The organism is Paraliobacillus zengyii (assembly GCF_003268595.1).
In the GTDB taxonomy this organism is placed as follows: domain Bacteria; phylum Bacillota; class Bacilli; order Bacillales; family Amphibacillaceae; genus Paraliobacillus_A; species Paraliobacillus_A zengyii.
This window is the reverse complement of record NZ_CP029797.1, coordinates 1330830-1347165: the sequence shown is the minus strand read 5'-3', so window position 1 is coordinate 1347165 and position 16336 is coordinate 1330830. Positions and strand designations below refer to the sequence as shown.

Sequence of the window (16336 nt, the reverse complement as noted above, 5' to 3'; positions counted from 1 at the left end):
GAGTAAGTAAAGACCGAGTAATGACTGCGCATTCATTATTGTTCCCTCTGTGTCTATGTATCAAGAATAACTTGATGTAACCGTTCTCACAATTTAAAGAATTCGAAAGAACTTTTTACAAAAACTTATCCTACATCCAAAAAACGACACGAATAGACATATAGCTACATTTCTAAGCGGTTTTTAGTAACAAAATAGTGAGAAAAAAGCCATAGAAAAAGACCAGGAACAAATTTATTCCTGGCCTCCTATCTTGTTATTCAACCTTCTTTTCATACGCTCTAATAATTTTAACTGCTTCAATGGGGCTTTCTGCACTTTCTAATTGTGCAATAAAATCTGTTTGATACGTCATCTTTGTAAGTCCAATAACTGCTGGTATCTGCTCTTTTTTGTCTTTACTAGCCAATAAAAATATAATTTTTGCCTGTTTATCTCCAAATGAAATAGATTCCTTACATATTAGGAGACTGACACTGCTAACCTTCACTAATTTATTGTTATTGCCATGAAGTAGTGCAAATTCTTTATCCTTTACTGAATAAAAACCTAATTGTTCTTGAATTTTTATTATATTCTCCATATATTCATTATCAATAAAGCCACTCTCAAACAAGACTTCTCCACCTAGTTTGACAGCTTCACGCCATTCTATTTCTTTCCTGATAATTTGAATCGCATCAATACCTATTAAGTCACTTAAGGTCAACTTCTTTTCCGGAATTCTCACATGAGAATAACCGAGTTCGTCTTTAATTATATCCATTACCTTTGTCTTCGTATTATTATCTAAAAAGTCTAATCTTCTATTAATAGAGAAGTAATTGGTAAGGATATTCTTTTTAGACAAACCTGCCATCTCCAAATTAGTAAAGTCAGATTCATTCATAACAGCATTAATTTTCACCATAGGTTTATCGTTGTCCAATGCTAATTTAGAAGTGGTGATAACTAAATCAACGTTATCCCAATCATTAAAATCCTTCAACATATATAACGGGATAGTTTCTACGTAATTAATTTGATACGTACTATTTAATTTGTCCTTAACCATAGCGATAACACCATAACCCAATCCACATACAAGTAAAACATTCTTATATTGTGAGGTTGTTGTCCGCTGCATACTCGCTAAAAAGTGAATTGCTATAAGTGTAATTTCATTTTCATTGTGAATTTCATTCAATAGCTCCACACCTACGATTGACTCTTTAACCGCTTCTTTGATGTACGCATGTTCTAGAGGAATAACATCAAAAACTTCATCATAAATTTGAACGCTACTGCGAATCCTGTGAAGTAACGGTGCTACATGATTTAAGAGACCTTTGTATAATATAGAATCTTGCTCAAAACTGTTATTTAAGCGGACAGACATTTGTGCTACAAGCTCGTTCACCGTTTTTTCTGTAGTTATTAAGTCCAATTCTTCATTTAAACTAGTATATTTACTAGTAAAAAACACAAAGCTCACCAAAATATCTAATTCATCATCATTCAGTTTGTAATTTATTATTTCTTCTAGATCTGAAATAATTTTTTTATTAAAAAAAGGTGCAAACTTCAGATTAGTACCATTCAATGGGTTTTCAACTTTATTTTTAACATACCAGATAAAAACAAATATATTGGCCAAATACCAATAATAAGAATCATCATTTAATACCCAACCTATTTGCTTTAATAAACTCTTCGTCCAGTCGTTAATTTTAAAAACATTAACTTGTTTAAATGCTTTTTCTAGTTCTATTAGTATAGAATGCTGGTAACTATATGAAAATTTATCTTCTGACTCAAAATATTCGATATACTCTCGAAATAGTCTTACCTGCTCATTCAATATGCTTGTTTCATTACCTATAAGATGAAAGCCACGATCGTATTCTAAAATAAATCCTTTTTGCTTTATATCTGACTCGATCAAGAATAAATCATTTTTTAATGTCGTACGTGAGACCATAAACTGATCAGACAGCTTATTCAAATTCAAACTATCAATATTAAAAAAAATTAAGAAAGATATGATATTTGTTCTTTCTGCTTGGTTAAAAAAATAATTTTCTTCTTCCTGAAGATCAATATAGGTTAATGTGCTAGGAATTACTAACTTACCTTTACTTTTTTTAATTATTAGATCTGACTTAATCGACTTTAAATGTTCATTGATATTATCAATATCGTAACGAATCTTACGTTCACTTATACCTAACTCTTGACCTAATTCACGAAAACTAGATTCTTCTTTTCCTTCAAGATACTTTATTATATGAATCATTCTTCCACTAATCATGTAGGACACCTCACTATATTTATAGACTATCATGATCAAGTGAAAAGTAAATGGAACTTCCTAACATGGGTTTTATTACAAGTTGTTGTTAAACGATTAATACTATACCTATTTACTCTTATCCATAACGAAAAGCAGCAGGATTTTAGCGAATGCCTGCTGCTTTTTCAACTTGTGTCTGGTGTGATAGGTCAGGTTTACCATCTACATGGCGAGTGCTGTTTCCGAAGTAAACATCGAAATGACCATTTATTCCGTTATTCTGAATGTATTCCCGCTCATGTGGCATAAAACTCATGCTAGCAGCAATTGTTCTTCCATCAATCTCCAAAAGTACTGCTCGTGGCGTCCAGGAATAACCACCCCAAACTGACTTTGCAATTGCTGAATCATTACTCGTGACTGTTTCGGAATCGGCATGATTGGCACCAATCGTACGTGTAATCGCAAAGGTTTCACCTGTTACAAAGTCAATAACTGTTGCTGTCTTGCCTATTCCAAACACATATTGAGCTTCTGTCCACCAATCGAGATATTCCCCATGGTTTTCACTAACGACTGATTTTACAGCAATGTTGTGTACAGGAACGGTTAATTGTTGACCAATTACTAACATACTAGTTGTTGTTAAGTTATTGACTCGAAGCAATTCACTTTGTGGAATACCGTAAAGGATGCTTAAGTTCCACATATTATCACCAGATTGAACCGTATGTGTCATATGGGTAATGGAATTATTATTTACTTGGTCAGGCGTGCTAATTCCATTTGGTATCGACAAATTCTGTCCTACTTGTAGTACATCACTTCTCAATTGATTTTCAATAAGGATATTTTGGACTGTTACACCAAACCTATTTGCGATAAGAGACAGGTTGTCACCCGATCGCACAGAATAAGAAAAGGTAGACCGCACTTCTTCTACAGGTTCTGCTATTGGAGCTTCTATTGTTGGACTTGGAATAGTTAATACTTGACCTATACTCAAAATATCCGTTGATAAATTATTAGTACTTTTTAGCGCTTCAACTGTCGTTCCGTTGTTCTTTGCGATTACAGATAAACTATCTCCTGATACGACCGTGTACGTTTTAGCTTCTTGCTTTGTCTCTTCTACCTGTTCTGGTGTCGTTGTTACACTTGGTATTGCTATCACTTGACCTATACTCAAAATATCCGTTGATAAATTATTAGTACTTTTTAGTGCTTCAACTGTCGTTCCGTTATTCTTTGCGATTACAGATAAACTATCTCCTGATACGACCGTGTACGTTTTAGCCTCTTGCTTTGTCTCTTCTACCGGATCTGGTGTGGTTGTTACACTTGGTATTGCTATCACTTGACCTATACTCAAAATATCCGTTGATAAATTGTTCACACTTTTTAGTGCTTCAACTGTCGTTCCGTTATTCTTTGCGATTACAGATAAACTATCTCCTGATACGACCGTGTACGTTTTAGCCTCTTGCTTTGTCTCTTCTACCGGATCTGGTGTGGTTGTTACACTTGGTATTGCTATCACTTGACCTATACTCAAAATATCCGTTGATAAATTGTTCACACTTTTTAGTGCTTCAACTGTCGTTCCGTTATTCTTTGCGATTACAGATAAACTATCTCCTGATACGACCGTGTACAGAATTGACGTGTTTGCAACAGGGTTTGGGGTTGTTGATTGATCATTAATTAATCTAGGTATAAGCAGGGTTTGTCCTAATTTTGTTGCATCATTTGTTAGACCATTAGCTTCTTTAATGGCTTGGACTGAAGTTTGATAGTTTTTGGCCAGTACCGTTAAGTAATCACCTGTTCCAATCGTATGAAATGCTTTTGGGATGATTAACTGTTGATTGAGTTGTAACGTATTTGATGGGAGCTTGTTTGCACGTTTAATATCATCAATTGAAGTGTTAAATTCTCTTGAAATCGTCCACAACGAATCTCCAGCTCTCACCTCGTAGTAAATTAACTCAGATTTTTCAACATCATTAGTAGGCTTTAATTCGGCCGCTTCTACGGGTGATGCATCATTATTCATCAAAGGGAAAGCGGTAATTACCATTCCACCAATCATAACCTTAACTATACTTACTTTTAGATTTGGATAACGATTTTTTGCTATTTGTTTAGCTTGTGTAACTAAATTCATTTTTGAATCTGGTATGTGACCTAATTCTTTTGCAAATTCAGTTTGATCATCATTGAGATAAATAACTAATGTGTAATTATCAGTTGTTTGATCTGTTCTTGTAAGTTCATATCGATTAATATTATTCACTATTGGCTGCTCTCCTCCATGGCAAAAATGTTTAGACCTAGTTTGCACAATATAGAGGAATTCATTAAAATTACTCACAAAAAGGTGGAGAGCCATTACTTGATAATGCTTTATGTAAACCACTAAAAGTATGCTGGTAGAAGTTATTGTTTAATTGGATGCGTGAACCTTTTTTCTTAATAGCGAATTTAATTGTTCTGAGTTAAAAAGCATCATTACAATACAAATAACTATGAAAAACGGGAAGATTCCTATTGTTGTATAGGATGAAAGAAAACCAAGAATAGGTGGAATAAATGTGCTACCTGTATAAGCTAAGGCCGTTTGATAGCCCATGATTGACTGAGAATGTGTCTTTCCAAAACGTGCTGGTGTTTCGTGTAACATACATGGAAATATAGGTGCTAAACCAAACCCAACCAAAATAAAGCCTGTAAGCGATAAAATAGAAGGTAAAGGCAGTAAAAGTAACGTGGCACCAAATAATGCGATAATTTGACCTGTTCGAATAAGCATGCGACTACTCATCTTAAACGTAACAAACCCGGTTATAAATCTACCAATTGTTAATCCTCCCCAATAAAAAGAAACCCACTGTGCTGCAACCGATGCTGGCAAATTCTTAACATTTACGAGAAAGCTACTTCCCCAAAGTCCCATCGTAGATTCAACTCCGCAATAAAATAAGAAGGTCAACATTGCAAATTTCACTCCATTAATCTTCAGAGGCTTTACATGTTTCGCATTCTCATCAACTGGTATATCAGTGATATCTTCCGAATGATCATTCAACGTTATATCGCTTTTTTTCGAAACAATAACCCACAATGGTATCGAACACAGAATAATAATAGCTAACCCAAATTGAATCCCTGAAATGGCAAGATAACCAGTTCTCCACGTATTTTGTCCCGCTATAAATTTCGCCATGATGATCGGACCAAAGGTAGCTCCTACACCCCAAAAACTATGTAACCAACTCATATGGTGCGCCTTATAATTTACAGCAACATAATTATTTAATGCGGTATCCACAGCTCCTGCACCTAAGCCAAGCGGAACTGCACATACAACTAACCAACTGATCGATGGAGAAAAATAAAAGCCCAGCAAAGCACTTGCTGTCATTAAGCCACTAAAAAACGTGACCTTTCCCGTTCCAAATCGTTTAAGAACTTTTCCACTAGCTAAACTGGAAACAATCGTACCACTTGCAATTGTCATAAATATCAACCCAGCTGTCTCAAGCGGAACACCCAGATCCTGTTGCATTACAGGCCATGCGGCTCCTAATAACGAATCAGGTAACCCTAAGCTAATAAAAGCCAAATAAATAATAAGTAAAAGTAATAATGTCATCGTATCTCCTCCAAAGATGCAGGGGACGGTTCTCTGCTTCTTTTCACTATAACAAAAAATGTGATGAAACCACAGATTAGTTTATAATATGTCGTTTCACATAATAAAAAGCTGTATATAAACTTCAAACAAAAAAGACTTCAATCAAAATTGATTGAAGTCTTAGCTATGAAATTAATTATCAAACTTATTTTTTACATCCTCAGGCAATTCTTCTGCCTGCACTTCTTCCCAACCTTTCACAAAGGCACCTTTTGCGGCTATCTTTAAAAATGCATTTTCCTTTAAATCTTTGCCTGCACTGAAAGCTAATTCTGTTTTGTCTCCGTCTTCATGATAGCCAGTTAAATCATAGTAATATCTTCCTTCATCTACAACAGGCTCTTCATTGATTTGGACATAAACTTTTCCAACATTAAGGAAGGGATTGATACGAGCCATTTCTTCTTTCGGAAAAATAACCAAAAAGCTAACGAAGATAACTACAACAGCAATAACACTGTTTCTTACTTTTTTATTCAATTTCTCCCTCTCCTTTTTTTACAATTCAGAAACAATTGATCTATACTTCTTTAAAAGACCATTCTCTTTACTTGCTTGACATAAAAAAATCGGACAATCAAGAAGTAGACCACTTGTATCAAAGCAAAACTTCCTAATACTAGTGAAGATTCTACTGTTAAATTGTAATTGAACAAACGGGATAAAGCAGTAAGTGCTACAGCACCATGAAGTAACGCTACAACAATTGGTGAGAAGAATAGAATCGCGATTTGTCTGTTGACTACCTTTTGAAGCTCGGATTGTGTTAATCCAATTTTTGCAATACCCTGGAACTTGCGCTTTTCTTCATCCAGATCTGTAAATAAACGAAAATATAGAAAGCTACCAGCGGAAACAAAGAAGACAATTCCAATAAACAAGCCAATAAAAAGAATCGGTCCGTATGCTTTGTTAATTTCATAAATTGTATATTCATTGATGAACGTTTTATATTGTAAATCGCCATCCAAGTTAGTTATCTTTCTGCCTGCCTCAATTATTTGATCCGTTTGCCCTTCTTCCGCTTTCCATGCGACACGATGATCCTTGCTTACAGGTGATCCAAGTTGCTCAAAAACCGAGTTATTCACCACATAATACCCATTTGTTGATGATGGTAATACATCTGATTCTACTACTTTTATAGGTTGAATTTCTTGTTCGTCTTCTAGTTGAATACTTGCTTCCATTAACACTTGACTAGCTTTTGGGCCCTCCTCCGCGATCTGACCCTCACCACTTTGTTCCACTACAATGGCCTCATCTTCCTCCGGGTGTAGTTCCTTGTCACCATTAAGTGTTGCAAAGCGATTGTAGTCAGAAGCGCTTAAGATTAATACATTCCCATCAGCTATCTCAAAAAAGTTCAGCTCAAGCGTTTCCATCTTTGCATCGATGTTTTCCTCCTGCAAGATAGCATTAATTGTCTTCGTATCTTCCTCAATTAACGTTTGACCGTCATTAAGAAACGGGCTATACGTAATGGAATAAGGATTATTTTCCTTTGTTCCATTAATTATCGATTGGAATCCAAATAAAGAACCAATAGCACTAAAAGCAACTGTAGAAATAATAGCCACCATAAAAAATGTCCTTGCGTTATCCTTCAATCGAAAGGACAGGTCAGAAAATAAGAGCATATTTGTCTTACGCCAAAAGATTGATTTATTATTTTTTAATAGGCGGATAATATATACACTTAATTGGGTAAATAAGAGATAAGTTCCAAGCGATACTACTAAAATAACCGGAATCATCGCATAGACAACATAAATACCCTCAACCAATGTTGCAGTAATATATCCCGTGATAAGTAGGAATGCTGCGAGCACCGATAGCATAACAGATGCTTTTGGTTCGCCTTTAGACTGTTTATCCCCTTTCATTAAATTAACTAATCTTTTCGTACGTAGAACAAACGAAACAAATATCGATATACAGAAAAATAGAAAGATAAAGCTAACAAACGTCACAACAATTGCTAGTGTAGGAAAATAAAAATCCAGTGTCTCACTAATAATTAATACGTTTTCAGCAATCAAAAGAATGCCTTTTGCAAATACCAAGCCGATTAGAATCCCACCGACTGTTGCGAAAAAGCCGATTAAGATATTTTCCAAAAACACCATCAGACGAATTTGTTTATTCGAGGCTCCAAGCATGATTAACAAGCCAAACTCTTTCTTTCTCGATTGTAAAAAGGAACTCATCGAGTATAGGACAAAGAAGAAAGAAAACACATAAATGATTGCTCCCGCAACACCCATTCCCAGTAGTATATTTTTATTGATTGAAGTATCTGAAAATGCTGGATGGAATGCAAAAATAGCAAAAGTAAAAAATACCATTACTGTGAACATACTACTAAGTAAGTAGGCTATATACAGCCGTTTATTACGCAATACATTATTAAACGCGAACTGACGAAAAGTCATTTCCATCGCCTCCCATCAAGGAAAGCATGTCAATTATTTTCTGAAAGAATGCTTGTCTACTCTCCCCACGATGAATTTCGGAATGCAACTTTCCGTCTTGGATAAAGACAACTCGGTCAGAATAGCTTGCTGCTTGGGGATCATGTGTGACCATCAATAAGCTCGTTTGTTCCTGCTTATTAATGTCTTCAAGCATATTCATGACATCCTTTGATGCTTTTGAATCTAAGTTACCAGTTGGTTCATCGGCTAACAGTAGCTTTGGATGATGAATCATCGCCCTAGCAATGGCTACCCGCTGTGCTTGACCTCCTGATATTTCGTAGGTGCGTTTACTCATAATTGCAGTAATACCAAGACTCTCCGCGATTTTATGTGCCTTTTCTTTCATCTCTTTTACACGCGCACCATCTAGCGTAAGTGGTAAGACGATATTTTCTTCGACAGTTAGTGTATGCAGCAGATTAAAGTCTTGAAAAATAAATCCAAGTTCGGTTCTACGGAATTTAGCTAACGCATCTTTCTTCAGCTCATGTGGATTTTTCCCTTCTACTTCAACTTGTCCAGTAGTAGGTGCATCGTTGGTGGAAATAATATTTAGTAATGTCGTTTTTCCACTACCAGATGGACCCATAATCGCAACAAATTCACCTGTTTCTATTTCTAAACTAATATCTGTAAGTGCACGGTAGGCCACTTTTCCTTCGTAAATCTTACTTACATTTGTAAGTGTGAGCATAATCATTCTCCTCTGCTAAGTTTCTACAACAAGTATAGCCGAAGCACGCAGCCTTAAACTATCGATTATGCTTTCACTAACCTTACATCGTTGTAAGGTTTTGTGTAGTTGAAAAAATGATTCGAATCGTCGTTCCCTCTCCCACCTCTGTTTCTAGTTCAATTCCATGCTCTAGCTTTTCAGCCACTTCTTTTACCAAGTAAAGCCCCATACCTGTTGATTCCCGGTAATTCCGGCCGTTTTCCCCGGTATAAAATTTCTTGAAAACCCGTTTCTTATCAACAACTGGAATACCAACTCCAAAATCCTTTATTTCAAGAATCGCCTCTTCATCTCTCTCATAAACGGTCAGGAGAAGATGCTTCGCTTTTCCAGTAGAATATTTGACAGCGTTATGTACAAGTTGTGTTAATAGGAAAAAAAGCCACTTCTCATCCGTCTCGACTGTTATACCTGACCTTTGTTCCTTTAATTGCGGATACACTTGATGTCGGATGTAAAAACGCTTATTTTCTTGATTCACTTCATGGATTAGCTTGGATAGGAGGACTGGCTTAATCTGAAAGTCTTCTGCAATTGTTCGAAGTCTCGCCATATAAAGCACAGTATTTAAGCCACTGCGCATCCGATCTGTTTCCTCACGAATGCTAGATGATTCAGGTTCATCCAACGTTTGTGCAGTTAATTCAATAACAGAAAGTGGTGTTTTCATTTGGTGAACCCAGCGATCCATAAACAACAAATGCTCATCCTGTCTATCTTCTGCTTGTTGAAGTTCTTCCTGGTACAAACAATACTGTGTCAGAAGCAACCGATCGAGTGCTTCGGATATTGGTGTTTGTTCCGTAGTCTCGAGTGATTCGACCATTGTTTCCAGTGGATTTTGTAACCTTTGATAGAATTTTTTTCGACTCACGTACCGAAAGATGAGAAATGCTGTTAAAAACACGAGGGATAGAAAAATAGCGTAGATGATTACACCTGTCCCACGATAGCCATCAAGCCAATATAGTGTAGGAATCATCAAGCATTGAATGAGTTGAAACACAATGAGAATCAGATGTTCACGAAGAAATAGTCTCATAATTCCTCATCAATCCAAGTCACGTTTAAACGATATCCTGCGCCTCTAACCGTCTCTACTGCATTTTCTATCCCTAACGCTTGAAACTTATTTCGAACGCGCGTAATGTTAACATTCAACGTATTTTCATCTACATAGGCTTGGTCATCCCAAAGTTTCTCCAATAAATCCTGCCTACCAGCAACCCGAGGATAACGCTCCAGCAACGTTTCGATGATGTCAGTTTCTTTTTTTGTTAAGGCAGTCACTTCATTTTTAAATCGAAGTTCCAACCGCTCAGGATAAAAGTGCAAGTCTCCTTGAGTAACCACTCTTTCTTCATACTTCGTTGCATATTCACCATATGCTCGGCGCATCTGACTTCTGATTTTCGCCATGACAATATCGGGATGAAAAGGCTTCGTAATAAAATCATCCCCGCCATTTTCCAATGCCATGACCTGATCCATCTCACCTGTTCGAGCCGAAATGAAAATGACCGGACAAATCGATTCTTTCCTAATTTGCCTACACCAATAATACCCATCATAACTTGGTAGGTTTATGTCTAGTAATAAAAGCTTAGGCTGCACATCACGAAATGTGTCCAATATCCGTTCAAAGTCTTTAGCAACTGTGACTTGATATCCATATTTTTTCATATAGGAAGATAAGAATTCTGCAATTTTCATGTCATCTTCCACAATCATAATTTTCTCCATGTTTGGTTTCTCCTAGCTCAAAAGTTATTTAATATGTTTACCTTAATTACCCATCTTTTATATTGTTTATCGCTATTCTTTCTGTTATTGTAAGTTTAACTTTAACGTTTCTCCATATTTTCGCTTACGTTTACTGTACCATAATTTTTTCCTCAAATACCATATAATAATTAGTACCTATCACACTGACTATCCTTACGTTTTCGTTCACCTACATTATTTTATACATGATTTAAAAATTACATAAAAAGAAGGTGCTTATTAGCATGACAAAGAAACAAACAAATACTTTAAAACCTTTTCTCTCTCTTATACTATCTACTAAAATACCAAAAATCGCACTAACTCTAGGATTAGTTGGAAGTCTCGTTACCACACTAGTAGGGCTTTCCATTCCACTCCTGACAAGAGAAATGGTCGATGGCTTTTCAATGGAATCATTAAATGTTTTTCTAATTGGGATCATCATACTCGTTTTTATTTTACAGGCAGTCACCGATGGATTATCCATGTATGCCCTGGCATATGTCGGGCAAAAAATAGTCGCCAATCTTAGAGAAAAAATGTGGTTCAAGCTTTTACGCTTACCAGTAAATTATTATGACAAAAATAAAAGCGGGGAAACGGTTAGTCGTGTTGTTAATGACACTGGAATTGTCAAAGACTTAATTTCCCAACACTTTCCACAATTTATTGGCGGCATTATTACCATAATTGGTGCTGTTACGATTTTGCTATTTATGGATTGGAAAATGACGTTATTAATGTTAATTGCTGTTCCAATCACTGTTCTTTTTATGGTGCCACTTGGAAGGAAAATGTCGAAAATATCGCGTGGTTTGCAAGATGAAACAGCAAGTTTTACAGGAAGTGTCCAGCAAACACTTAGTGAAATCCGATTAATGAAAGCTTCCAATGCAGAAAACACAGAGGAAAAGAAAGGTCTATCTAGAATTAATAAGCTTTTCTCCTTTGGATTAAGAGAAGGACTCGTTTTTTCACTGATTGCTCCACTGATGTATCTTGTCGTCATGGTCGTTATAGTCGTTATTATTGGTTACGGTGGAATTCGAGTAGCAGATGGAACGATGACCACTGGCTCGCTTGTTGCCTTTTTACTCTATCTTTTCCAAATCATCTTTCCGATTACATCTTTCGCCATGTTTTTTACCCAATTACAAAAAGCAATGGGTGCCACGGAACGCATTATTGATATATTAAAAATTGACGAAGAAGAAGGCCAAAAAGGAAAAGACCTAGATATCGCCAATCAAGCCATCAATGTTAGTAACGTATCCTTCTCATACAGTGAAGAGGAAACTGTCATAAAAGATATCTCCTTTAACGTGCAGCCAGGAATGATGGTTGCTTTTGCAGGTCCAAGCGGTGGCGGGAAAACAACAATGTTCGGACTTCTTGAACGCTTTTACGTCCCTACAACAGGCGTGATTACAATTGGAAACACACCTATTAAAGAGCTGTCTATGCGTTCCTGGAGAAGTCAAATCGGGTATGTTTCTCAAGATAGTCCGATGATGGCAGGTACGATCCGTGAAAATCTTTGTTACGGATTAGAAGATCGAACAGATATTACCGACGAGCGTCTGTGGGAAGTTGCGAAAATGGCCTATGCTGCAGATTTTATCAAAGAGTTTCCAAAAGATCTTGACACAGAGGTTGGCGAACGTGGGGTGAAAGTATCTGGCGGTCAAAGACAACGAATTGCAATCGCTCGTGCATTTCTGAGAGATCCAAAAATTTTAATGATGGATGAAGCAACTGCAAGTCTCGACAGCCAATCGGAAGGAATCGTTCAACAAGCTTTAGCTCGTTTAATGGAGGGCAGAACAACCTTTGTTATCGCTCACCGGTTATCAACCATAATAAATGCTGATAAAATTATTTTTATTGAAAAAGGTAAAATAACCGGAATTGGCACGCACCAAGAACTCGTTCAATCACATCAGCTCTATAGAGAGTTTTCCGAACAGCAATTGACTCAATAATGGATGCAGGGGACGGTTCTCTGCTTCTTTAACAGCAGGGATCCTACTTTCTCAGTTATTAAATTTGGTATTAGGAGAGAGCAATTATGATGAAAAGTAATTCAGATAATTGGAATGCTAATTTATATGATGAGAAGCATGTATTTGTATCTCAATTTGGAAGTGGGTTAGTAGAGTTATTGGCACCAGTTAAAAATGAACACATCCTTGACATTGGTTGTGGAACTGGAGACCTGGCAAATAAATTATCTAACAATCAGGTTAATGTTGTAGGAATAGATAAATCAGCTAACATGATCAATCAAGCAAGGGCAAAATATCCCCATCTAACGTTTAGTGTTGACGATGCAACAGACTTGAAATACAACGATGAATTTGATGCTGTGTTCTCTAACGCTACGCTTCATTGGGTAAAACCACCCGAGCACGCCTTGCGTTGCATTTACAATAGTCTGAGGGCAGGTGGGAGATTTGTTGCGGAGTTTGGTGGTAAAGGAAATGTACAGTTAATAACTAATGAGATTATCAATCAGTTTAACGTACTAGGAATGGAATATGAGCCTAAAAATTTCCCGTGGTACTTTCCCAGTATAGCTGAATATTCAATTTTAATGGAAGAAGCAGGTTTTAGAGTGGTATTTGCTCAACATTTTGAACGGCCAACACCTTTAGATGGGGAAAATGGATTAAGAAATTGGATTGAGATGTTCGCAGGTAATATGTTTGGAAGTGAGACGAACGAGACAAAGCAATTTATAATCACCGAGGCAGAAAACAACTTAAAAGAAGTCTTATATAAGAATGGTAAATGGTTAGCGGATTATAAAAGGATTCGAGTTGTCGGAATAAAGGATTGAGACTCTACTCTTAAGTTTTTTGCATTTTAATTTTTTTAATCGAAATAGAATGAAATAACAGTTGCGATAAATATATTATAAATAAGAGAAAAACTAACGCCTGTACATCTTTAGAACATGAAGCATTACATAATTTATATTTCAATATCAATATGGTATAATTTATTTAAGATTAGCAGAAAACTATAAAAGACCACAGCTACCAACTGTGGCCCTAGATAATCAGTTCCCCCCAGAGGGATCGGCTATCCTTGTTAGGAGCAGACCTCACCTAATCACTTTACGGGTAAATAGGGAGGTCTATTTTTTATTGATCATAGAATTGGTCAATGCGAGTAATGCAATCAAGAAAGTGCCAAAGCTAATCAGCACCACGAAACTCTCATACATACCCATAAGCATCATCCCCTTTTAAGTGGGGTTAGCCGACCGCTCCCTAAAAGAAAATTATCCTACTAGATTGTACCGTAATGAATCAAGATAAGGAACGTATGTTCTTCATTTAAATATAATTGCTCAAAGTTAGAACATTTAGTATATCTCCGTTTTTACTCTTGAAACTACTAAAGATTTGATGAAGGATATAAACAAGGAAGCAGAGAAACGTCCTCCCCTGCTTCCTTTTCACTCAAAGTTATCGAGCAATGTACGTACTTCATCTGTTGTCTTTGTTTCCATCAATTCATTTCTTAATTCACCTGCACCTCTAAATCCTCGAACATAGATCTTAAAAAAGCGACGAAGTGGTTTAAATAGACGAGGTTCAAGTTCGTTCGAATAGTGATCATGGAGGTCAAGATGCAACCTTAATAGATCCAGTAATTCCTCACTAGTAGGCTCTTTCGCATGCTCATCAAAGGCGAATGGATTTGTGAAAATACCACGTCCAATCATAACCCCATCAACACCATACTTATCAACAAGTTCCAAGCCCGTTTGACGATCTGGAATATCCCCATTGATTGTCAAAAGTGTATTTGGTGCCACCTCATCACGAAGTTTTTTAATCTCGGGAATTAGTTCCCAATGCGCATCCACCTTACTCATTTCTTTTTTTGTACGAAGATGGATCGATAGATTAACGATATCTTGTTCCAATAAGTGTTTAAGCCATTCGCGCCATTCCTCTACATCGGTGTAACCAAGTCTTGTTTTCACACTAACAGGCAATCCACCTGCTTTTGCTGCTTGGATTATCTCTGCGGCAACTTCTGGACGACGGATAAGACCGCATCCCTTTCCATTTGCTGCTACATTCTGGACAGGACAACCCATATTGATATCCACCCCACGGAAACCTTCTTCTGCCATTCCAATACTCATTTGTCGAAAATACTCGGGTTCATCTCCCCATATATGAGCCACCATTGGTTGTTCATCTTCTGTAAAAGCTAAACGACCACGCACACTTTGGTGTCCCTGTGGATGACAATAACTTACCGTATTTGCAAACTCTGTAAAAAAAACATCCGGTCTAGCTGCTTTACTAACTACATGACGGAAAACAACATCTGTCACATCTTCCATTGGTGCCAATATAAAAAATGGCCGTGGTAAATCAAGCCAAAAATTATCTTTCATATCTAAATTCAAATCCCCTCATTATTAACTCATCATGATAAATCTTGATGTAATCCACAAAAATAAAAAGCAAAGATATCTCTGCTTCAATAACACTTATACCATGATTCAGTACTTTTTATCAACCGATAGAAAATTTCGATAATTATAATTAACAAAATATGGTTGACTCGTTACTTGTTTCATTATAAGCTAGTAGAAATTTTAAAACTATTTAAAACGGAGGCGAGGCAATGGCAACTACTAATTGGCAAAGACAAGATGTGACAGAACATTATCTAGAACAAGTTAGAGGTGCAGTTCCTTATGGCGCGGATCAAGCGAAAATTATGCTACAAGTAATTAATCATTTCTCCCCTAACCCGAAAAAAGTAATCGATTTAGGATGCGGAAATGGCTTTTTAGCTGAAATTTTACTTAAAACATATCCAGATGCTCACGCAATATTACTAGATCATTCAGAGCCAATGATTCAAGCCGCTACTGAGCACATGCATGCATACAGTAATCGTTGTGACATTATCCACGCTGACCTTAGTAATTCTATTAAAAAATTTGCAACACCTAATTCAATTGATTGTATTGTTTCCGGTTTTGCAATTCATCACCTTCCGCACGAAAAGAAAAAGGAACTTTATAGAGAGATATATAATCTTTTAACAGATGACGGGATCTTCATAAATATTGAACATACAGCTTCAGCCACTCCAGAGGTAGAAAAATTATATGATGGGCTGTTTATAGATCATCTTGCTATTCATAATAATAGGGATAAGCAAGACGTTGAAATGGACTATTACAACCGTCCTGATATAGAAGATAACAAATTGGAAAGAGTAGATATTCAGGTTAACTGGCTCAGAGAAATTGGTTTTAAACATCCAGATTGTTATTTTAAATGGTTTGAACTTGCTGTCTTTGGCGGGGTAAAATGAAGTAGGGGACGGTTCTCTGCTTCCGAAGC

13 protein-coding genes are annotated in these 16336 nt (G+C 36.5%); 3 read left to right on the top strand and 10 right to left on the bottom strand.

The window, feature by feature from the left end; genetic code table 11:
- Nucleotides 1-256 precede the first annotated feature (256 nt).
- The 8 genes from DM447_RS06890 to DM447_RS06855 form a co-directional block, all read right to left on the bottom strand.
- Nucleotides 257-2290, bottom strand: coding sequence for a BglG family transcription antiterminator (locus tag DM447_RS06890; RefSeq protein WP_112180510.1), 2034 nt, complete (start codon nt 2288-2290; stop codon nt 257-259).
- Nucleotides 2291-2435: 145 nt separating this feature from the next.
- Nucleotides 2436-4568, bottom strand: a complete 2133-nt coding sequence (locus tag DM447_RS06885; RefSeq protein WP_162632614.1) for a LysM peptidoglycan-binding domain-containing protein — start codon at nt 4566-4568, stop codon at nt 2436-2438.
- A 150-nt stretch (nt 4569-4718) separates the two neighbouring features.
- Nucleotides 4719-5927: an MFS transporter gene (locus DM447_RS06880; RefSeq protein ID WP_112180508.1), complete on the bottom strand. Its 1209-nt coding sequence runs from the start codon at nt 5925-5927 to the stop codon at nt 4719-4721.
- Nucleotides 5928-6101: 174 nt separating this feature from the next.
- A complete protein-coding gene (locus DM447_RS06875; RefSeq protein WP_112180507.1) occupies nt 6102-6449 on the bottom strand; it encodes a YxeA family protein in 348 nt (115 codons plus the stop codon).
- A 50-nt stretch (nt 6450-6499) separates the two neighbouring features.
- Complete coding sequence (locus tag DM447_RS06870) at nt 6500-8404, bottom strand: ABC transporter permease (protein WP_112180506.1); 1905 nt, start codon at nt 8402-8404, stop codon at nt 6500-6502.
- A complete protein-coding gene (locus DM447_RS06865) occupies nt 8379-9143 on the bottom strand; it encodes an ABC transporter ATP-binding protein (protein ID WP_112180505.1) in 765 nt (254 codons plus the stop codon). Before DM447_RS06865 ends, DM447_RS06870 begins: the two co-directional genes overlap by 26 nt.
- 82 nt (nt 9144-9225) lie before the next feature.
- Entirely contained in the window at nt 9226-10227 is a 1002-nt protein-coding gene (locus tag DM447_RS06860; RefSeq protein ID WP_112180504.1) for a sensor histidine kinase, read from the bottom strand.
- The gene (locus tag DM447_RS06855; protein WP_112180503.1) at nt 10224-10928 is read right to left on the bottom strand and encodes a response regulator transcription factor; all 705 of its coding nucleotides are present in this window, start codon (nt 10926-10928) and stop codon (nt 10224-10226) included. Before DM447_RS06855 ends, DM447_RS06860 begins: the two co-directional genes overlap by 4 nt.
- Nucleotides 10929-11194: 266 nt before the next feature.
- On the opposite strand from DM447_RS06855, the gene DM447_RS06850 reads away from it, so the two are divergent.
- Nucleotides 11195-12934, top strand: a complete 1740-nt coding sequence (locus DM447_RS06850) for an ABC transporter ATP-binding protein (protein WP_112180502.1) — start codon at nt 11195-11197, stop codon at nt 12932-12934.
- 86 nt (nt 12935-13020) lie between these two features.
- Nucleotides 13021-13791 (top strand): class I SAM-dependent methyltransferase, encoded by a 771-nt coding sequence (locus DM447_RS06845; RefSeq protein ID WP_112180501.1) that lies wholly within the window; start codon nt 13021-13023, stop codon nt 13789-13791.
- Nucleotides 13792-14091: 300 nt separating this feature from the next.
- Here DM447_RS06845 and DM447_RS18510 read toward each other — a convergent pair whose 3' ends face one another.
- Nucleotides 14092-14181: a putative holin-like toxin gene (locus DM447_RS18510; RefSeq protein WP_232824211.1), complete on the bottom strand. Its 90-nt coding sequence runs from the start codon at nt 14179-14181 to the stop codon at nt 14092-14094.
- Between the two features lie 234 nt (nt 14182-14415).
- Nucleotides 14416-15372 (bottom strand): tRNA dihydrouridine synthase, encoded by a 957-nt coding sequence (locus DM447_RS06840; RefSeq protein ID WP_112180500.1) that lies wholly within the window; start codon nt 15370-15372, stop codon nt 14416-14418.
- 233 nt (nt 15373-15605) lie between these two features.
- Between DM447_RS06840 and DM447_RS06835 the strand changes: the two genes are divergently transcribed.
- Nucleotides 15606-16307 carry a class I SAM-dependent methyltransferase gene (locus tag DM447_RS06835; protein WP_112180499.1) on the top strand — a complete coding sequence of 234 codons (702 nt, stop codon included), beginning with the start codon at nt 15606-15608 and terminating at the stop codon, nt 16305-16307.
- Nucleotides 16308-16336 lie beyond the last annotated feature (29 nt).